Source organism: Nonomuraea sp. B208, assembly GCF_057536035.1.
On the sequence record NZ_BAAJOU010000028.1, the window covers coordinates 512,822 to 531,812 of the forward strand.

At 71.0% G+C, this 18,991-nt stretch carries 15 protein-coding genes, 4 tRNA genes and 1 riboswitch; of the genes, 10 read left to right on the forward strand and 9 right to left on the reverse strand.

What is annotated here, in order from left to right; translation table 11 throughout:
* Nucleotides 1–69: 69 nt before the first annotated feature.
* On the forward strand, nt 70–1,269 hold the full coding sequence (ligD, locus tag AC27IY_RS38640) for a non-homologous end-joining DNA ligase (protein WP_344211789.1): 1,200 nt from the start codon (nt 70–72) through the stop codon (nt 1,267–1,269).
* Between the two features lie 221 nt (nt 1,270–1,490).
* Here the strand turns inward: ligD and AC27IY_RS38645 are convergent, their stop codons facing one another.
* The 3 genes from AC27IY_RS38645 to AC27IY_RS38655 form a co-directional block, all read right to left on the reverse strand.
* The gene (locus AC27IY_RS38645; protein ID WP_487181030.1) at nt 1,491–2,939 is read right to left on the reverse strand and encodes a cellulase family glycosylhydrolase; all 1,449 of its coding nucleotides are present in this window, start codon (nt 2,937–2,939) and stop codon (nt 1,491–1,493) included.
* 104 nt (nt 2,940–3,043) lie between these two features.
* The gene (locus AC27IY_RS38650; RefSeq protein WP_487181031.1) at nt 3,044–3,973 is read right to left on the reverse strand and encodes an SDR family oxidoreductase; all 930 of its coding nucleotides are present in this window, start codon (nt 3,971–3,973) and stop codon (nt 3,044–3,046) included.
* A gap of 76 nt (nt 3,974–4,049) precedes the next feature.
* Nucleotides 4,050–4,829 (reverse strand): IclR family transcriptional regulator, encoded by a 780-nt coding sequence (locus tag AC27IY_RS38655; protein WP_487181032.1) that lies wholly within the window; start codon nt 4,827–4,829, stop codon nt 4,050–4,052.
* Nucleotides 4,830–4,909: 80 nt separating this feature from the next.
* Here AC27IY_RS38655 and pobA point away from each other — a divergent pair, with 80 nt between their 5' ends.
* Together pobA and AC27IY_RS38665 are read left to right on the forward strand one after the other, a co-directional pair.
* Nucleotides 4,910–6,097, forward strand: coding sequence for a 4-hydroxybenzoate 3-monooxygenase (gene pobA, locus AC27IY_RS38660; RefSeq protein WP_423450646.1), 1,188 nt, complete (start codon nt 4,910–4,912; stop codon nt 6,095–6,097).
* Nucleotides 6,098–6,151: 54 nt separating this feature from the next.
* Nucleotides 6,152–6,418: a DUF6401 family natural product biosynthesis protein gene (locus tag AC27IY_RS38665; protein ID WP_423450645.1), complete on the forward strand. Its 267-nt coding sequence runs from the start codon at nt 6,152–6,154 to the stop codon at nt 6,416–6,418.
* Nucleotides 6,419–6,542: 124 nt separating this feature from the next.
* Here AC27IY_RS38665 and AC27IY_RS38670 read toward each other — a convergent pair whose 3' ends face one another.
* From AC27IY_RS38670 to AC27IY_RS38695, 6 genes are all read right to left on the reverse strand, one after another.
* Nucleotides 6,543–7,463: a mechanosensitive ion channel family protein gene (locus AC27IY_RS38670; protein WP_423476810.1), complete on the reverse strand. Its 921-nt coding sequence runs from the start codon at nt 7,461–7,463 to the stop codon at nt 6,543–6,545.
* 179 nt (nt 7,464–7,642) lie between these two features.
* A tRNA-Val gene (locus tag AC27IY_RS38675) sits at nt 7,643–7,714 on the reverse strand.
* Nucleotides 7,715–7,733: 19 nt separating this feature from the next.
* Nucleotides 7,734–7,805 (reverse strand) — tRNA-Gly (locus AC27IY_RS38680).
* 49 nt (nt 7,806–7,854) lie between these two features.
* A tRNA-Cys gene (locus AC27IY_RS38685) sits at nt 7,855–7,925 on the reverse strand.
* Nucleotides 7,926–7,940: 15 nt separating this feature from the next.
* A tRNA-Gly gene (locus tag AC27IY_RS38690) sits at nt 7,941–8,012 on the reverse strand.
* A gap of 92 nt (nt 8,013–8,104) precedes the next feature.
* Nucleotides 8,105–10,105, reverse strand: coding sequence for an N-acetylmuramoyl-L-alanine amidase (locus AC27IY_RS38695; protein WP_487181033.1), 2,001 nt, complete (start codon nt 10,103–10,105; stop codon nt 8,105–8,107).
* 172 nt (nt 10,106–10,277) lie between these two features.
* Between AC27IY_RS38695 and AC27IY_RS38700 the strand changes: the two genes are divergently transcribed.
* From AC27IY_RS38700 to AC27IY_RS38730, 7 genes are all read left to right on the forward strand, one after another.
* On the forward strand, nt 10,278–10,553 hold the full coding sequence (locus tag AC27IY_RS38700) for a hypothetical protein (protein ID WP_091082922.1): 276 nt from the start codon (nt 10,278–10,280) through the stop codon (nt 10,551–10,553).
* A 23-nt stretch (nt 10,554–10,576) separates the two neighbouring features.
* Nucleotides 10,577–12,397: a glutamine--fructose-6-phosphate transaminase (isomerizing) gene (gene glmS / locus AC27IY_RS38705; RefSeq protein WP_423450642.1), complete on the forward strand. Its 1,821-nt coding sequence runs from the start codon at nt 10,577–10,579 to the stop codon at nt 12,395–12,397.
* 69 nt (nt 12,398–12,466) lie between these two features.
* Nucleotides 12,467–13,252, forward strand: coding sequence for an SAM-dependent methyltransferase (locus AC27IY_RS38710; RefSeq protein ID WP_371249555.1), 786 nt, complete (start codon nt 12,467–12,469; stop codon nt 13,250–13,252).
* A 117-nt stretch (nt 13,253–13,369) separates the two neighbouring features.
* Nucleotides 13,370–14,341, forward strand: a complete 972-nt coding sequence (locus AC27IY_RS38715; protein ID WP_487181034.1) for a Bug family tripartite tricarboxylate transporter substrate binding protein — start codon at nt 13,370–13,372, stop codon at nt 14,339–14,341.
* 4 nt (nt 14,342–14,345) lie between these two features.
* Nucleotides 14,346–14,540, forward strand: a riboswitch (cobalamin riboswitch).
* Between the two features lie 90 nt (nt 14,541–14,630).
* Entirely contained in the window at nt 14,631–16,823 is a 2,193-nt protein-coding gene (locus AC27IY_RS38720) for a ribonucleoside-diphosphate reductase subunit alpha (RefSeq protein WP_487181035.1), read from the forward strand.
* Between the two features lie 34 nt (nt 16,824–16,857).
* Nucleotides 16,858–17,853: a ribonucleotide-diphosphate reductase subunit beta gene (locus AC27IY_RS38725; protein ID WP_364444774.1), complete on the forward strand. Its 996-nt coding sequence runs from the start codon at nt 16,858–16,860 to the stop codon at nt 17,851–17,853.
* 20 nt (nt 17,854–17,873) lie between these two features.
* Nucleotides 17,874–18,923, forward strand: coding sequence for a mechanosensitive ion channel family protein (locus tag AC27IY_RS38730; RefSeq protein ID WP_487181036.1), 1,050 nt, complete (start codon nt 17,874–17,876; stop codon nt 18,921–18,923).
* Nucleotides 18,924–18,991 lie beyond the last annotated feature (68 nt).

The following is an 18,991-nucleotide window of genomic DNA, read 5'->3' on the forward strand; positions in this document are numbered from 1 at the left end:
CTGAAACGGGCGCTGCTGACACGGCAGGCGGGGCGGCTGATTGTCGGAGGCGGAACGTATCGTGAGGTCATGCCTGAGATCGAGGTTGCCGGCCGCGAAGTGCGCATCACCAGCCCCGACAAGGTGGTCTTCCCGCGGAGCGGGCACACCAAGCTCGACCTGATCCGCTACTACCAGGCCGTCGGCGAGGCGGCGCTGCGGGGCGTGCACGGGCGGCCGATGGTGCTCAAGCGGTTCGTGCACGGCATCGAGGAGGAGGCGTTCTTCCAGAAGCGGGCGCCGGCCAAGCGGCCCGACTGGATCGAGGTGGCCGCGCTGAAGTACCGCTCGGGGCTGAGCGCGGAGGAGGTTGTCTGCACCGACCTGGCGCAGGTGCTGTGGGTGGTCAACCTCGGCTGCGTCGATCTCAACCCCCATCCCGTACGCGCCGACGACCTGTCCCGCCCCGACGAGCTGCGCATCGACCTCGACCCCGTGCCCGGCGTGCCGTGGTCGGACGTGCTGCGGACCGCCGAGGTGGCGCGTGAGGTGCTGGCCGACCACGGGCTCGTGGCCTGGCCGAAGACGTCCGGATCGCGTGGCTTCCACGTCTACGCCAGGATCGAGCGGCGCTGGCCGTTCGCGAAGGTCCGCAAGGCGGCCGAGACGGTGGCCCGGGAGGTCGAGCGGCGCGCCCCCGACCTGGCCACGAGCCGCTGGTGGAAGGAGGAGCGGCACGGCGTGTTCGTCGACTTCAACCAGAACGCCTACGACCGCACCGTGGCCTCCGCCTACTCGGTGCGTGCCGTGGCCGACGCGCGCGTGTCCACGCCCCTGACCTGGGATGAGGTGCCGGACTGCCGGCCGGAGCTGTTCACGATCGAGACCGTGCCCCGGCGGCTGGTCGAGCGCGGCGACCCCTGGGAGGACCTCGACCTGCACCCGGGCACCCTCGACGGGCTGCTGGAGCTGGCCGAGGAGCTGGGGCCCGCGCCCAAGCCGCCCAAGGGCGAGGGGCGCAGGCAGCAGACGAAGCCGGTCATCGAGATCGCGCGGGCCGAGCACAAGGACGAGGCCCTGGCCGGTCTCGAACGCTGGAAGGCCAGGCATCCGGAGGCGGCGGCCCGCCTGGAGCCCGCCGATGTGCTGGTCGACGGCATGCGCGGGCGCAGCAGCGTCTGGTATCGGATCCGGGTCAACCTGCACAACGTGCCCGAGGGGGAGCGGCCGGAGCAGGAGCCCCTGGAGGTCGACTACGACCCTTGGGGCCGCACGAGCGGGGGCGGTTGAGAGCCTCGCTCGTGCGGCTGAGGACGTCGCTCCCGCGGTCGCAGGTGTCCCTCACGCGGGGTTGAGGGCGTCCCGAGTACGGTCGGGGGCGTTCCTCGCGTGGCTGAAGGCGTCCCGAGTACGGTCGCGGGCGTCCCGGGTGTGGCTGAGGGCGTCCCTCGCGTGGCTGAGGGCGTCCCGCGTGCGGGTGCGGGACGCCCTCAGCCGCGCACTCCTGGGCGTCAGAAGTCGTCGGGGGTGCGGATCCGGTCGCGGATCCAGACGCCGGCCTCCTTCAGTCGGCCCGTCCCGGCGAACGAGCCGTTCGGGCAGGTCCCGGGGGTGAAGACGGCGCCCGTGCGGAAGTCGTCGGAGAAGTTCCAGTTCACCCAGCTGATCTTCTTCTGGGCCAGCAGGTCGAGATACTGCTGGGACCTGGTGAAGTTGTTGGCCCCGTCGCCGGACGCGCTCTGGGTGCCGAACTCGGTCACGAAGATCGGCAGCCGGTCGGCGGCCCTCGACAGGGTGTTCAGGTAGGCGGTGCCGTGCGAGGCCGCGTAGAAGTGGAACGTGTACATGATGTTGGCGGCGTTGACCGGGTTGTTCACGATCTCGGTCTCGTCGGCGCCGGCGGAGACGCCGAGCGACGACCACGCGCGGGTGCCGACCAGGATCGGGGCGTCGGGGTCGTGCTGCCGGATCACCGGGATGAGCTGGTGCGCGTAGTCGCGGATGACGGACCAGGTGACGGCGTCGCCGTTCGGCTCGTTGGCGATCTCGTACAGGATGTTCTTCTTGTTGTCGTGCCGCTGGGCGATCTCGGTGAAGAACGTCTTGGCCCGGCCGAGGTTGTACATCGGGTCACCGGGGTCGAGCATGTGCCAGTCGACGATGGCGTACATGCCGCGGGCGGTCGCCATCTCGATCAGGGAGTGGACGCGGTCGGTGAACAGCCGGGGGTTGGTCTCGTAGCCGTCCTCCTGGATGTACATCGAGATGCGCAGGACGTCGGCCTTCCAGTCGCCGGCCAGCGCGTCGAGTGAGGCGGTGTTGAGGCACTGGCTGTACCACTGGATGCCGTGGCTGCTCATGCCGCGGAGCTGGATCTGCTTGCCGTTCTGGTTGCAGAGCTTGACGCCGCACACGCGGAGCTGGCCGTTGGCCTGGACGGGGGTGCCGCCGCCGCTGCTCGCGGGGGTTCCGTAGACCTCCAGCTCCCACAGGGAGTAGCCGTAGGGGGTGCCGCGCTGGGTGCCGTACACCCGGACGTAGCGGCCGGCGCCGCTGATCGTGAGGTCGTCGACCGCGCCGTCGCCGCTCGTGGTGGAGTAGACGTCACTCCAGGTGGAGCCGTCGGGCGAGGTCTGCACCCGGTACGCGGTGGCGTGGGCGACCTCCCAGGTCAGCCGGACCCGGGAGAGGTTGTGCGCGGAGCCGAGGTCCACCCGGATCCACTGCGGATCCACCCCTTCGGCGCTGGCCCAGCGGGTGGCCGGGTTGCCGTCGACCGCCTTGCCCGGCTCCAGGCCGGCGGCCTCGGTCGAGGAGGCCGTCACGGCCTTGCCCTGCGACACCAGGGGGTCGGCCGCCGCCTGCCGCGCCGTGGCCGCGCCCGCGCCGGACGGCGCGACCAGCGGTAACGCCATCGCCGCCACGACGGTCAGGATGCTCGCCCATGCACTTCGCCTCACGTACGCCTCCGATTCTTCAGGGTTAGGAAAGTTTCCTAATTTGCGGCGCAGCATAAGTTGACGCCGCCCCTGACGCAAGACCCAAAGTGTCAGAAAAGATCGCGTCAGCCGCGGGTGGGGCGTTCGTAGCCGTCGTCGCCGCCGTACACGTGCACGTCCGGGTCCTGCTCCGGCTGAGTGGCCGGGCTGGTGGGGGAGGCGGTGTGCTCGGAGGCGAAGTCGTCGGAGTCGGGGAAGGCGGCCGAGCCGCCCCAACGGGCGGCGCGGGCCGTCGCGGGCGGCGACAGGTAGTCGTCCCAGGTGATCGTGCCGCTGGGCGTCGCGTCCGTGGTCAGCTCGCCGGCGCGCTGGGCCGCGTACAGCCGGCCGGGGAAACGCATCGGCAGGCAGAGCCGGCGCAGCCCGCGCAGACGGCACCAGGTACGGGCCAGCAGGGCATGGTCGAGCACTTCCGGCCCGCCGAACTCGACCGCCGTCCCGAGCGGTTCGCCGCCGATGAGCTCGGCCGCCCGCGCCGCGACCTCGCCTGTGTGCACCGGCTGCATGAGCACGGTCGGATCCACGGGCAGCACCGGCAGCGCGGCGTAGTCGCGCAACCGCCGGTGCAGCCACTGCTGGAACGGGGTGCTGCGGAGCACGGTCCAGCCGAGGCCGCCGGCGGCGACCAGGCGTTCGGCCTCCAGCTTGTACCCGAGATAGCCGACCGGAGCCCGATCGGCGCCGACCATCGAGGTGAGCAGCAGATGCCCGACCCCGGCCTCGCGGGCGGCGACGACGAGCCGGCGGGTGCCCGGGATGTCGGCCGCGCCGCGGCCCCTGCGGCCGCTGGTGGCCAGGTGCGCGACCGCGTCCACGTCGGCCAGGGCCTCCGGGACGCCGTGCCCGGAGAACAGGTCGCCCCACACCCATTCGACGTTGCCGCGGCTCTCCCTCCTGGTACGGCTCAGCGCCCGCACCTGATGACCCGCCTTCACCAGCGCGGGCACCAGGGCCCTGCCCAGCATGCCCGTCGCTCCCGTGACCAGAATCCGCATGCGGCCCCCACTACCCCCGATTGCCCTGGTCTGACATGTCTTCGCACGTCAGGGGTAGAAAACATCGCCACCGCGTTCAGTGGCCCGGCCGCTCGCCGGCGGCCGGAGGGTCGGCGAACGCGCGACCGATCCGTCCCGCGACACGCAGCAGCGGCTCGACCAGCCGGGGCAGCTCGCGGGCGCGGCGCGAGGACAGCACGATGCCGAGCGCGGCCATGGCCCGCCCGTCCACCAGGACGGGCGCGGCGGCCGAGCAGGAGCCGAGCGTCATCTCCTCGTAGGTGAGCGCGTACCCCTGCGCCCGCACTGCGGCGAGCTCCCTGGCCAGCCGGCCCGGCTCGGTGATCGTGTGCGGGGTCGGCCGTTCGAGGGTGCGGGCCAGGTACGACGTGACGAACCAGTCGGGCTCGTGGGCCAGCAGCGCCCGGCCGACGCCGGTCGGGTGCATGGGCAGCCGGCCGCCGGTCCTGGAGACGATGGGGACGGCGCGGCGGCCGTACACCTTGTCCACGTACAGCACCTCCATGCCGTCGCGGACGGCGAGGTGCACGTTCTCGCCGGTGGTGCCGAACAGCTCCTGCAACCACGGATGCGCGAGCGCCACCAGCCGGCCGGGGGCGAGCTGGCCGAGCTCCCACAGCCGCAGCCCCACGCGCAGCCGCCCGTCGGGGTCGCGGGTCAGCGCCTGCCACTCCTCCAGCTCGGCGACCAGCCGGTGCGCGGTGCTCAGCGGGACGCCGGCGCGCCGGGCCAGCTCCGTGAGCGTGAGCTGGGGGTGCGCGGCGTCGAACGCCCCGAGCAGGGCCAGCACCTTGGACGTCACGGTCCGGCCCGGCTCCCTGGATCCTCCTGCCATGGGGTAAATCCTGCATCAGGATTCCACTGGACGGAAGCCGACCCTCCCCCCGAAGGGGGACGAGGCAGCATGCTTCGGTCATGCGAACTCAGGTCGGGATCATCGGCGCGGGCCCGGCGGGCCTGCTGCTGTCTCATCTGCTCCACCTGCGGGGCATCTCCTCCGTGGTGCTGGAGCGGCGCAGCCGCGACTACGTGGAGCGGCGGGTACGGGCCGGCGTCCTGGAGCAGGGCACCGTGGACACCCTCATCGAGGCCGGCGTCGGGGAGCGGATGCAGCGCGAGGGCCTGCCGCACCACGGCATCGAGCTGCGGTACGGCGGCGCCGGCCACCGCATCGCCTTCGAGAAGCTGGTGCCCGGCCGCGCGATCACCGTCTACGGGCAGCAGGAGGTCGTCAAGGACCTCATCGCGGCGCGGCTGGCGGCCGGGGGAGACGTGCGCTTCGAGGTCGACAACGTGGTGCCGCACTCGCTGGAGTCGGAGCCGTACATCACCTTCGGCGACGGGGAGCGGCTGGACTGCGACGTCATCGCGGGCTGCGACGGCTTCCACGGCGTGTCCCGGCAGTCGGTCCCCGAGGGCGTCCTGACCGTCTTCGAGCGGGAGTATCCGTTCGCCTGGCTGGGCATCCTGGCCGACGTCGCGCCCTCGTCCGAGGAGCTGATCTACGCCAGGACCGACCGCGGCTTCGCGCTGCACAGCATGCGCTCGCCCACGGTCAGCCGCTTCTACCTCCAGGTCCCCGCCGACACGCGGGTGGAGGACTGGCCGGACGAGCGGATCTGGGACGAGCTGCGGGCCCGGCTGGAGAGCGTGCCGGGCTTCACGCTCACCACCGGCCGGATCACGGAGAAGGGCGTCACGCCGATGCGCTCGTTCGTGACCGAGCCCATGCAGTACGGCCGGCTCTACCTGGCCGGGGACGCCGCCCACATCGTGCCGCCCACCGGGGCCAAGGGGCTCAACCTGGCGGTGGCCGACGTGCGGGTGCTGACCGAGGCGCTGGCCGCGTACTTCGCCGACGGCTCGACCGCCCTGCTGGACGGCTACTCGGAGGCGTGCCTGAAGCGGGTGTGGCGGGCGCAGCACTTCTCGTGGTGGATGACCACGCTGCTGCACACGTTCGAGGACGAGGACGCCTACGGGCGGCGGCTTCAGCTCTCCTACCTGGACTACGTCACCTCGTCCGAGGCGGCGGCGACGACGCTCGCGGAGAACTACGTCGGGCTGCCGTTCCCCGATGACTCACGCCTAAACGTGCTTTAAGGTGTTTTGGTGGTCTTTGGGGATAATTGGGCGTCTTCGCCCCTTCGTTGGCTGATGAACGCGCTGGGCGACTCCCAGCTCGCCCGCCTGGGCGCCGAGCCCGGACTGGTCGCCGCCGTGGACCAGCACGCGGCCGAGCTGCGGGAGGCGATCCCCATCGACCGTGAGACGCTGGGCGACTACCTGCTCGGCTTTGTCGACGAGCTGCGCCATCGCGGCTGGGTGTTCACCGGAGAGCTGGACGAGCCGTCGCTCCGGCTGACGGCGGTCTGCTGGCTCGCCCGCGAGCACGGCTTCCTGGGCGACGAACTTCCCGCCTGAACGTCCCGTCCGGGGTTCCCGCCGACCGGCCGCGTGCTGGTCCACGGCGGCGGCCGGCCGGCGGGATGCGCCCGTCGCTCCGGGCGGGTGGGCGGTGCCGGGCGGCGGGCCGTTCTCGGAGAGGTCAGTCCGGAGGCATGTCGGAGCGGTGCGGCCCCGGAGGCCGGGACGTGCCGCCCGGAGGCGGAGACATCCCGCTCGGAGGCGCGGACGTCCCGGCCTGAGGCGGGGGCATCCCGCCCTGAGACGCGGACGTCCCGCCCTGAGGCGTGCCCGGCCGGCCGGCGGCCGTCGCGCCCTGTGCCGCACCGATGGGCGCTGTCTCCTCGCCGCTCATGGCGGCGGCGTCCCGCCGTCCGCGCTGGTAGGCCTCGGCGTGCGCCCTGGCCTGCGGAGCCTCGGACTCCATCCGGCTCAGCCAGCGCTCCCAGCGTTGCTGCATCGGCCGGATCAGGCCGCCGCCGATGCCGATGGCGAGAATGGCGCCGATCGTCCCGAGCACGGTGATCAGCACCGGCGTGGTGACCGTGGTGGCCACGCCGATCTGGTTGAGCGCGGCGATGATGCCGAGCGCCCAGATGAACACGGCGGCCGCCGTGGCGATCCAGCCGCCGTACGACAGCCCGCCGAGCGCCCCGTTGAGTATGTCCCGCACGGCCTTGGCGATCGCGCCCGCCACCACGATGATCACGATGGCGACCAGTGCCCTGGGCAGCCACGCGACCACGCCGGTGAGCAGCGCCGAGATCGGGTTCGGCCCGAAGACGCTGAAGGCTATCTGCAGGGTGACCAGCACGATGGCGTAGAAGACGATCCTGCCCAGCAGGCTGCTGGCGTCGTACTTGCTGCGTTCCAGCCAGCGGCGCACGCCGCTGCGCTCCACCGCGCGGTCGAAGCCGACCCGTTGCAGGATCTTGTCGACCACTTTCTCCAAGGCTTTGGCGATGAGGTATCCGATGATGAGGATGACCACGAACGCGACCAGCCTCGGCACGAACGTCGCAATTGATCGCCAGGCGTCGGTGAGGCCCTGGCCTATGTTGATGTCCACGTTTTCCTCCTCCGGGGAGTGTCACGGCGCTACCCGGAGAGCGACGGCGCATGCGCAAAGGGACATCAAAACTTCTCATCACCCGACAAATCGCCCAGATGGCGCGGCGAGAATCGGCACTGAGGCGTGGAACGCCGAAAGGCCCTACAGTCGGCGGGGCCTTTCGATGAGGGTGGACGATACTGGGATTGAACCAGTGACCTCTTCCGTGTCAGGGAAGCGCTCTCCCGCTGAGCTAATCGTCCGTATTGAGTTGGAACTCAGAGCGGAAGACGGGATTCGAACCCGCGACCCTCACCTTGGCAAGGTGATGCTCTACCACTGAGCCACTTCCGCATGGCGTTGCCTTTACTTTAGCGGATCCTGGCGGGTCCGCCGTTCAGCGAGGTGGAGACGGGATTTGAACCCGTGTAGACGGCTTTGCAGGCCGCTGCCTCGCCTCTCGGCCACTCCACCAGGAGTCACACTCCGAGCGGAAGACGGGATTCGAACCCGCGACCCTCACCTTGGCAAGGTGATGCTCTACCACTGAGCCACTTCCGCGTGAACCCCAGGCTACGTGCTCCGGGCCACGGGAAAACCATATCGTCTCCGCGGAGTGCCCGTGCGCACTCGGCGGCCCGTGCGGCGAAAATTCACGGGATCAACCGCACGTCCTTCGCCATGACGAACGCGATCCGGTGCCCGAGCTGGATCTGGTGGTAGCGGATGGTGCCGGTCGTCGTGACGTGCCGCGACGGGCTGAAGGCCCCGGCCGAGTAGTGGGAGCCGGTGATCGTGTCGCCCACCGTGTACGTCTGCCCCGGCTCGATCCGGTACTGCAGCGGCGTCAGCGGCTGCGCGGCCGCCCTCGTGTACGCCGACCGCTCCGGATAGGCCCGCCCGTACACCCGGGTGCCCGCCCGCAGCGGCGTGACCAGCGGTCCCTTGGCGGGCAGGGCGACCGGCCGCGCGGCCGGGTTGTGGAACCACGCCTTCTGCCCGAGGTACCAGATCGCCGTCCAGTCCCCCTGCCGCTCCGCGACCGCGTAGCGCTGGCCGGTCGAGGCGCGGGCGGCGTGGTCGTACACGCTGTACGTGCTGGCCTTGCCGCCGTGCTTGCCGACGTCGGTGACCAGGGAGGCGTTCTCCCGCGGCGCCGTGCGCAGCCAGACCGTGGACGCGCCGTGCGGCGGGCAGTCCTTGCCCGCCTTCGTGGTGACGCAGCCGGTGAAGCGCGGGCGGTTGTCGTCGTACGACGGCCGGATCAGCACCGAGTCGCCGTTCTTGGCGGCCCGCAGCGGCCGGCCCATCAGCTCGAAGTAGTGGGCCCAGTCCCAGTAGGGTCCCGGGTCGTCGTGCATGCCGGCGACGGTCTGGGGAGTGGTGCCGGGGACGTTGTCGTGGCCCAGGATGTGCGCCCGGTCGAGCGGCACGCCGTACTTGTTCCCGAGGTAGCGCACCAGCCTGGCCGAGGACCGGTACATCGCCTCGGTGTACCACGCCCCGCCCTTGGCCAGGTAGCCCTCGTGCTCGATGCCGATCGAGCGGGTGTTGACGTCCCAGTTGCCGGCGTGCCAGGCCAGGTCGTTGGTCCTGACGTGCTGGGCCACGTGGCCGTCGCGGGAGCGGATCGTGTAGTGCCAGCTCACGTACTTGGGGTCGCGGACCATGGTCGGGATGCCCCCGTAGCCGCCCTCGGTGTCGTGGATGACGATGTAGTCGACGTGCCGGGTCTTGAACAGGCGGTCGTGGTTGCCGTAGTCCTTGCCGCCCTTCTTGCCGAAGCGTTTGTGCGCGGCCGGCATCCACTCGCAGGCCAGGCTCGCGGGGCACTCCACCGAGGAGGAGCGGCCCGAGGCCGCGGTCACCTCGTCCGGGTCGTACGGCTCGGCGACATCATCATCCTGCGAGGGATCGGCGTCGTCGTACTGATCAGGGAAGAGCTCGGCGTAGGCCTCGTCGTACGGGGGGTCGGACCGCACGCGCAGGCCGGGCACCGGGTCGAGGCGCACCACGTGCCCGTCGTCGGTGCGCCGCACCATGCCCTCCCTCATCACCGCGAACACCTCGTCGGCGAACTGCCGCGCCGCGGCCGGGTCGTCGGCGCCGGAGAAGCGGGCGACGGCGTCGTACCAGCCGGCGAGCCCGGCGTCCACACCGGTGCTCATGCCGGTGCTCGGGGTGTCGTGGTAGGAGGCGAGCAGGGCGGCGCCGGCGCGGATGTTGTCGGCCGGGTCGTCGCGCAGCCGGGCGGGCGTGACGCCGATGAGCCGCCCGGCCTCGGGCAGCGTCGTGTGCGCCGGCCTCGCGGCGGCGCTCAGCGGGGACAGCATGTGCACGGGCCGGGGCGGCATCGGCCGGGTCTCGTCGCCGCGGGCGTCCCCGAGCGCGTCGCCGACGGCGAGGGCGCCGGCGGGCAGGGCGTCCACGAGATGCATCGGCCCGTAGCCGCCGGCGGTGCTGGGCCGCCCCTCGTGCGCGTCCCACCGCGAGCCCAGGTACGCCACCCCCAGCAGCACGCTCTGCGGCACCCCGAACTCGCGTGCCGCCGCGGCGAACTCGCCCTGCCGCCCGGCCGGCGCCTCCCGTGGGGGCCCGGCCGCGGGCGTGAGGGCGGCGAGCAGCGAGAGCGGCCAGGCCAGCCAGAAGTGCATGTCCATCCCCCTGAAGCGCGTCACGGTGTGACTACGCTCCGTAGCTTTCCCCAGAAAGTGCTGGGTCAGACGGGGCCAGTGTTACTGATGGGGCGTGAGAAGGAGTTAATTCCTGCCCGATTTCGGGCAGGATGTTGGCGTGCCTCGTTCCAGATGCGTAGTGTCCTCCTCTGTGTCCACGGCACGGCATCCCTACGAGGACCTCATCGCCCACCTCATCCGGACGAGCGCGCTCGGCCCGGGAGAGGCGGCGCGCGTCGTCGCCGACGTGCTGGCCTACTTCTCCGAGACGGCCGAGGAGTACGTCCGGCGCCGCCACGGCGAGCTCAAGGCGCGCGGGCACACCAACGACGAGATCTTCCCCAGGATCGCCGCCGAATTACGCGGCCGCCGGGTGGCCGCGCCCGAGCTGTCACTGCGGCAGCTCCGCAGGATCGTCTACGGATAACCAGAAACGCAGAGGAGACCTCGATGTGCGGAATCGTGGCCTATGTCGGCCCCAAGGACGCGGCGCCCATCCTGCTGGAGGGGTTGCAGCGGCTCGAGTACCGAGGCTATGACTCCGCCGGGCTCGTGGTGTCCAACAAGGGGCTGAAGCTCCGCAAGGTCAAGGGCCGGGTGGCCGACCTGGCCAAGGTCGTGCCGGCCAGGTTCAAGGGCGGGCTCGGCATCGGGCACACCCGCTGGGCCACCCACGGCGTCCCGAGCGACGAGAACGCCCACCCGCACCTGTCGGCCGACCAGCGCATCGCGGTCGTGCACAACGGCATCATCGAGAACGCCGCCGAGCTGCGCGCCAAGCTGATCGCCGACGGCGTCGAGTTCGCCTCCGAGACCGACACCGAGGTGCTGGCCCACCTGATCGCCGCTGCCGTGGACGAGAACGAGACCCTGGAGGAGGCGGTCAGGAAGACGCTGAAGAGCATCGTCGGCACGTACGGCATCGCGGTCATCGACGCCGAGCGCCCCGGCGAGGTGGTCGTGGCCCGCAACGGCAGCCCGATCGTGCTCGGCATCGGCGAGAAGGAGATGTTCGCCGCCTCCGACGTCGCCGCCCTGATCCGCTACACCCGCCAGGTCGTGCACCTGGAGGACGGCGAGCTGGCGGTGATCAAGGCCGACGGCTTCCATACCTTCTCCAGCGACGCCCGCGAGACGGCCAAGGAGCCGCTGACCGTCGACTGGGACGCCGGCCACTACGACACCGGCGGCTACGAGCACTACCTGCTCAAGGAGATCTCCGAGCAGCCCGAGACGATCACCAGGACGATGTCCGGCCGGCTCGACGAGCGCTTCCACGTCGCGCATCTCGGCGGGCTCAACATGGACGCCCGCGAGACCCGCTCGTTCCGCCGGGTGAAGATCATCGGTTGCGGGTCGGCGTACTACTCGGGCCAGATCGGCGCGCAGCTCATCGAGGAGCTGGCGCGCATCCCCGCCGACGCCGAGCCGGCCAGCGAGTTCCGCTACCGCAACCCGGTCGTCGACCCCGACACGCTCTACGTCGCGATCAGCCAGTCCGGCGAGACCTACGACACGCTCGCCGCCGTCCAGGAGCTCAAGCGCAAGGGCGGCCGGGTCATCGGCATCGTCAACGCCGTGGGCAGCGCCATCGCCCGCGAGGTGGACGGCGGCATCTACCTGCACGCCGGGCCCGAGGTCTCGGTCGCCTCGACCAAGGCGTTCACCTCCACGGCGGTCGCCTTCGCGCTGCTCGCGCTGCACCTCGGCCGGGTGCGCGACCTGTCGCCGGCTGACGGGCGGCGCATCGTGGAGGGCCTGCGCCGGCTGCCCGGCCAGATCGCCGAGATCCTCACCCAGGGCGACAAGATCGCCGAGCTGGCCCGCAAGTACGCCGGCCACCCGAGCATGATGTTCGTCGGGCGGGTGCGCGGCTACCCGGTGGCCAGGGAGGGCGCGCAGAAGCTCAAGGAGATCTCGTACGTGCACGCCGAGGCCTACCCGGCGAGCGAGCTCAAGCACGGCCCGCTCGCGCTGATCGGCCCCGAGATGCCGACGGTCGCGATCGTCCCCGACGACGAGCTGCTGGACAAGAACCTCACCACGCTCGGCGAGATCCGCACCCGCGGCGGCCAGGTGCTCATGGTCGGCCACCGGGAGCCGGACACCAAGCTGGCCGACGACGTCATCGTGATCCCGAAGAACGAGGTCGAGCTGGACCCGATCCTGCTCACCATCCCGCTCCAGCTCCTCGCCTACCACGCCGCGGTCGCGCTGGACCGGGACGTCGACAAGCCGCGCAATCTAGCCAAGAGCGTTACTGTTGAGTAATTGACTCCAATTAAGCCACATTTCGCTCTGGGTAGTGTTATCTGGGGCCGGACAGCATAAATTCGATACGTGCGGCAGTTCGACCAGCAACGGCCCAATCTCGCACGCATGTACGACTACATGCTCGGCGGGACGGACAACTTCGCGGTCGACCGCCTGGCCATCGAGCAGCTCGCCGAGCTGGTCCCGGAGGCGGTCCCGCTGGCCCGCGCGAACCGGGCCTTCCTGCAGCGTGCCGTGCGCTACGTCGCCGCCGCCGGGATCGACCAGTTCATCGACCTGGGCAGCGGGCTGCCCACCCAGGGCAGCGCGCACGAGGTGGCGCCCGGCGCCCGGGTCGTCTACGTCGACCACGACCCCGTCGTGGCCGCCCACGCCAAGGCCCTGCTCACGAACGTGGGCAGGGCCGTCTGCGTCGAGGCCGACCTGCTCGACGCCGACGACGTGCTGGCCAAGGCCGGTGACTTCCTCGACCTGGACCGGCCGGTCGCCGTCCTGCTGGTGTCGATCCTGCACTTCCTGCCCGACTCCGCCCAGCCGGGCCGGGCCGTGGCCCGGCTGCGCGAGCGGGTCGTCCCCGGCAGCTTCCTGGTGATCAGCCACGCCACCACGATGGGACGGCTGGGGGACGAGGAGGTCCCCCGCGGCTACCGGGGCTCGTCCGGGAGCGGGGGAGCGGACCGGCGGCCGTCCGAGATCCGGCGCTTCTTCGGCGAGTTCTCCCTTGATCCGCCCGGACTGGTGCAGGCCGTCGACTGGCGGCCGGACCGGCCGAAACTGGTGGGCGATTGGGCGCTGCCGTCGTCGCTCATGGCGGGCGTGGCCCGGAAAATCGATCATTCCACTTCCGCCTAAAAAGCGACATTTCACCAAATTTCGGCTGGTGGGATCTGTCGCCTATATGTGTATCTCTGCGTAATGTGTGAATAACTGTAGGTAAGGGGGATTCGTGGAGCTTCGGGGGAGAGACACATGCGCCGTCGACGGTTCCTGGCAAGCCTGCTGGCCGCGTCCGGCGTGGCGTTGACCGGTGCGGCGCTGAGCGGCTGCGGCGCCTGGCAGGGCGGCGGCGGCCCCGGCCGATCAAGGCTGCGGGCGCGGTTCGTCATCAACCCGGCCGCCCGCCGCTGGAGCGAGGTCGGGCGGGCGCTCGCCGGCGCGGCCCGCGCCGCCGGCTACGAGACCGGCACCGGCACCAAGGTCACCGTGAGCGGCCTGTCCGCGATGACCGCCGCCGAGCTCAACAACGGCCAGACCCTGCTCGACCTGGCCACCCCCCTCGCCCGGCTGGCCGGCGACGTCGTGGTCGTGGTCGTGCCGGGCGACTCCCGCTTCAAGGACTTCGAGGGCTTCGCCGCCCAACTGCTGGCCAGGCCCGGCGCCACGCCGCTGGCCGGCGGCCCGCAGGGCGCGCCCGACCACCTGCTGTTCGGCCTGATCGCCAAGGGCATCGGCGCCGACGCCCGTCAGGTCGACTACACCGGCTATCCCGGCAGCCAGGAGGTCGTGACCGCCCTGCTGTCCGGCAAGGCCGCGGCGGCCACCGGGGCGCTCGCCGACTGGCGGGAGGGCCTCGCCCGCGGCCGGCTCCGGGCGCTCGCGGTCTCGTGCGCCCACCGGGTGCCCGAGGTGGACGCGCCGACGCTGCTGGAGTCCGGCGTACGGGTCGACTTCACCGACTGGACCGCCGCCTTCGGTCCCGAAGAGATGCCGGACGAGAGCCGCGACGCGGCCGTGCGCATGTGCGAGGAGGCGACCTCCTCCACCGGCTGGCTGGCCGCCTGCCGGGCCGCCGGCTGGGTCTCGATCCCGCTCGGCGGCGACGACTTCGTGCTCTGGCTGGCCTCCGAGGTCGAGCGCACCCGGGCCGTGCTCCATGACCTGGGGCTGATCAACTCGGCGCGAGCCACAACCTGTAGGGGCAGTTGCGGGAACGGCCACTAGATGTAGGATCCAGGTCGTCGCTGGTTCGCCCCTCGGGGCGGAGTGAAAGGGAACCCGGTGCGATTCCGGGGCTGCCCCGCAGCGGTGAGCGGGAACGACCGCCGTCATGAGCACTGGAGAGATCCGGGAAGCGACGGCCAGTAGGAGCCGATGAGGCGTGCCCGCGAGCCCGAAGACCTGCCCGCGACGTGACCGTCCATGGCCCCGAGGGAGGGCCGGCGGGGCGACGCGGCCTGCCCGCGTGGCTCTGGCGTGCCCTTCCCCGGGAATGAGCTCGCGAGGAGAGCACGTGACGCAGACCGTCGAGGCCGCCAGGCACCTGGACGCGGCCGGTCGCCGGCTGGCCATCGAGGAGGCCGCCGCCCGGGTGATCACGGACCCGGAGAACTCACGGGTCGCCGCCCGGCTGCTGGCCGAGGAGATCGCCGAGGAGGCGGCCGGGCAGGGAGTGCGCGCCTTCTCCGAGTCGGTGGCCGCCTGCCACGCGGCCGGGCTGCTCCAGGACCGGCTGGCCGCGTTCGTCGCCGGGCACGCCGCCGAGCTGGACGCCCTCGTCGACCCGGCGGCCGACGACCGTTTCGAGTATTTCGGCCTGCGCACCGTCCACGACCGTTACCTGCTGCGCCACCCCGAGACCCGGGCGGTGCTGGAGCGGCCGCAGCACTTCTTCCTGCGCGTCGCCTGCGGGCTCGCCGAGACCGTGGCGGAGGCGGCCGAGCTGTACCGGCTGATGTCGACGCTGTCGTACCTGCCCAGCTCGCCCACGCTGTTCAACTCCGGCAGCCGGCGCCCGCAGCTGTCGTCGTGCTTCCTGCTCGACTCGCCGCGCGACGAGCTGGAGGCCATCTACGAGCGCTACGGCCATGTCGCCCGCCTGTCCAAGTACGCCGGCGGCATCGGCATCTCCTGGACCAGGGTCCGCTCGCGCGGTTCGCTGATCCGCGGCACCAACGGCCACTCCAACGGCATCGTCCCGTGGCTGCGCACCCTCGACTCCTCGGTTGCGGCGGTCAACCAGGGCGGCCGGCGCAAGGGCGCGGCCTGCGTCTACCTGGAGACCTGGCACGCCGACGTCGAGGAGTTCCTGGAGCTGCGCGACAACACCGGCGAGGACGCCCGCCGCACCCACAACCTCAACCTGGCCAACTGGGTGCCGGACGAGTTCATGCGCCGGGTCGAGGCCGACGAGGTCTGGTCGCTGTTCGACCCGAAGGAGACACCCGACCTCACCGACCTGTACGGCGAGGAGTTCACCGCCGCCTACCGCGCGTACGAGGCGGCCGGCCGCTTCGTCCGGCAGATCCCCGCCCGCACCCTCTACGGCCGGATGATGCGCACCCTCGCCCAGACCGGCAACGGCTGGATGACCTTCAAGGACGCCGCCAACCGCACCTCCAACCAGACCGCCCGCCCCGGCAACGTCATCCACCTGTCGAACCTGTGCACCGAGATCCTGGAGGTCACCAGCGACGGCGAGACCGCCGTCTGCAACCTGGGCTCGGTCAACCTGGCCGCCCACCTGGTGGAGGACGACCTGGACTGGGAACGGCTGCGCGGCACCGTACGCACCGCCGTGCGCTTCCTCGACCGGACCATCGACCTCGGCTTCTACCCGACGCCCGAGGCCGAGGCGGCCAACCGGCGCTGGCGGCCCATCGGGCTCGGCGTCATGGGGCTCGCCGACGTGTTCTTCGCGCTGCGGCTGCCGTTCGACTCGCCGCGGGCGCTGGAGCTGTCCACCAGGATCGCCGAGGAGATCGCGCTCACCGCGTACGACACCTCGGCCGACCTGGCCGCCGAGCGCGGCCGGCACCCCTCCTACGCCGACACCCGCGCGGCCGGCGGCGTGCTGCACCCCGACCACTACCTGCCGGCCACGCCCCGCTGGGACGCGGTGCGCGCCAAGATCGCGCGGACCGGGCTGCGCAACTCCCTCATGGTCGCCATCGCGCCGACCGCCACCATCGCCTCCATCGCCGGCTGCTACGAGTGCATCGAGCCGCAGGTGTCCAACGTGTTCAAGCGCGAGACCCTGTCCGGCGAGTTCCTTCAGGTCAACCGCTACCTGGTGGCCGACCTGCGGGAGCGCGGGCTGTGGACGCAGGAGATGCGCGACGCGATCAAGCGCGCCGACGGCTCGGTCCAGGACGTGCCCGGCATCCCCGACGACCTGAAGACGCTCTACCGCACCGCCTGGGAGCTGCCGCAGAAGGCGCTCATCGACCTCGCCGCGGCCCGCCAGCCGTACATCGACCAGTCGCAGTCGCTCAACCTCTTCATGGCCGCGCCGACCATCGGCAAGCTCTCCTCGATGTACGCCTACGCCTGGAAGAAGGGCCTCAAGACCACCTACTACCTGCGCTCGCGCCCCGCGACCCGCATCGCCCAGACCACCGTGGCCGCCGCCCCGGCCGCCCCGGCCGCCCTGGACGCGATCGCGTGCTCGCTGGAGAACCCCGAGACCTGCGAAGCCTGCCAGTAGTAGCCCCCTCACCGACGTCAAGGAGTCCCACGTCATGCTGCTCGACCCCGGAATGGACCTCACCCTGCGCCCCATGCGCTATCCGGACTTCTACGAGCGCTACCGCGCCGCCATCCGCAACACCTGGACCGTCGAGGAGGTGGACCTGCACAGCGACGTCGCCGACCTGGCGCGGATGACGCCGCAGGAGCGGCACCTGATCAACCGGCTGGTCGCCTTCTTCGCGACCGGCGACTCGATCGTGGCCAACAACCTCGTGCTCAACCTCTACCAGCACGTCAACGCGCCCGAGGCGCGGCTCTACCTGAGCCGGCAGCTCTTCGAGGAGGCGGTGCACGTGCAGTTCTACCTGACGCTGCTGGACACGTACCTGCCGGATCCCGACGAGCGGGTCAAGGCGTTCGCCGCGGTCGAGCACATCCCGTCCATCAGGGACAAGGCCGAGTTCTGCTTCAAGTGGATCGACTCGATCGGCGGGCTCGACCGGCTGGAGGACGCCGGTCAGCGCCGGCAGTTCCTGCTCAACCTCATCTGCTTCGCCGCCTGCATCGAGGGCCTGTTCTTCTACGGCGCGTTCGCCTACGTCTACTGGTTCCGCTCCCGCGGCCTGCTCGGCGGCCTGGCCACCGGGACGAACTGGGTGTTCCGCGACGAGTCCATGCACATGGAGTTCGCCTTCAGCGTGGTCGACACCGTGCGCGCCGAGGAGCCGTCGCTCTTCGACGACGAGCTGGGCAAGCAGGTGACCGCCATGCTGGAGGAGGCGGTCGCCGCCGAGCTGGCCTTCGCCGAGGACCTGTGCGGCGAGGGCATGCCGGGCATGGGCGTGGACCAGATGCGCCAATACCTCGAATACGTCGCCGACCAGCGGCTGACCCGGCTCGGCCTGCCCCGCAGGTACGGCTCGGCCAACCCCTTCGCGTTCATGGAGCTCCAGGACGTGCAGGAGCTGGCGAACTTCTTCGAAAGGCGTGTCTCCGCTTACCAGGTGGCGGTTGAGGGCAATGTGAGCTTCGACGAGACGTTCTAGGATTTTTGGGGGGCAAGAGCGTGCAGCATCCGGCGGACTGGCCGATCCTCGTGTTCTCGGTGGTCGGATCCATCCTCCTGGTCGAAGTGGTCCGGCGGGTGCTCGGCAGGATCGGGCGCAAATGGGCGCTCGCCCAGCACCTCGTGGAGCGCTGCACGTGGCCGGCGTTCGCGGTGGCCGCCGTGGTGGCCACCAACGTGGTGTTCGGGGTGGGCATCCTCGGCGAGTCGGGCCGGCAGCGGGCGCTCGCCGAGGGCGTGGACCGGGTGCTGGGGCTGCTCACCATCGCCGCGGTGACCTGGCTGATCGTGCAGGCCTCGTACGCGCTGACCGACGTCGTCCTCGACCGGCTGGTGCAGATCGAGGGCGAGCGCAACCGGCGGGCCCGGCGCATCATGACCCAGATCGCGCTGGTCCGCCGCATCGCCGCCGCGGTCATCATCGTGATCGCGCTCGGCGCGATGCTCTTCTCCTTCCCCGGCGTGCGCGCGCTCGGCGCCGGCCTGCTGGCCTCGGCCGGCATCGCGGGCGCCGTCGTCGGCATCGCCGCCCAGCCCACGATCGGCAACGTGCTCGCCGGGCTGCAGCTCGCCTTCAGCGACGCGCTCCGGCTGGACGACGTGGTCGTGGTCGAGGAGGAGTGGGGGCGGATCGAGGAGCTGACGCTCACGTACGTGGTGCTGCGGCTCTGGGACGAGCGGCGGCTCGTGCTGCCGGTCAGCTACTTCACCCAGAACCCGTTCGAGAACTGGACCCGGCACGGCAGCCGCGTCCTGGCCGCGGTCCAGCTGCGGGTGGACTGGTCGGTGCCGGTCAAACGGCTGCGCGAGGCGCTGTACGAGTTCCTCCAGGGCAACCCGCTGTGGGACCAGAAGGACTGGACGCTGCAGGTCACCGACGTGCTGCCCAATGGGCTGGTCGAGCTGCGCTGCCTGATGAGCGCCGCCGACTCGCCCTCGGCGTGGGACCTCAAGTGCGACGTGCGCGAGTTCCTGGTCGACTACGTGCGCGACAACCATCCGGAGGCGCTGCCCCGCTTCCGCGTCGAGGGCGCGGGGCTCCCCGGATAAATGGATGGCTCTCTGCGGATCATCCGCTTACCGTGGTGAATGTCCGGCAGCGAGCTTCTTGAACTTCC

Bases quoted from the DNA above. Each gene is read 5' to 3' on its own strand.
- ligD (WP_344211789.1), top strand. From the start codon at position 70: ATGCCTGAGATCGAGGTTGCCGGCCGCGAAGTGCGCATCACCAGCCCC.
- AC27IY_RS38725 (WP_364444774.1), top strand. From the start codon at position 16,858: ATGCTGCTCGACCCCGGAATGGACCTCACCCTGCGCCCCATGCGCTAT.
- AC27IY_RS38650 (WP_487181031.1), bottom strand. From the start codon at position 3,973: ATGCGGATTCTGGTCACGGGAGCGACGGGCATGCTGGGCAGGGCCCTG.
- AC27IY_RS38655 (WP_487181032.1), bottom strand. From the start codon at position 4,829: ATGGCAGGAGGATCCAGGGAGCCGGGCCGGACCGTGACGTCCAAGGTG.
- AC27IY_RS38715 (WP_487181034.1), top strand. From the start codon at position 13,370: ATGCGCCGTCGACGGTTCCTGGCAAGCCTGCTGGCCGCGTCCGGCGTG.
- pobA (WP_423450646.1), top strand. From the start codon at position 4,910: ATGCGAACTCAGGTCGGGATCATCGGCGCGGGCCCGGCGGGCCTGCTG.
- AC27IY_RS38665 (WP_423450645.1), top strand. From the start codon at position 6,152: ATGAACGCGCTGGGCGACTCCCAGCTCGCCCGCCTGGGCGCCGAGCCC.
- AC27IY_RS38695 (WP_487181033.1), bottom strand. From the start codon at position 10,105: ATGCACTTCTGGCTGGCCTGGCCGCTCTCGCTGCTCGCCGCCCTCACG.
- glmS (WP_423450642.1), top strand. From the start codon at position 10,577: ATGTGCGGAATCGTGGCCTATGTCGGCCCCAAGGACGCGGCGCCCATC.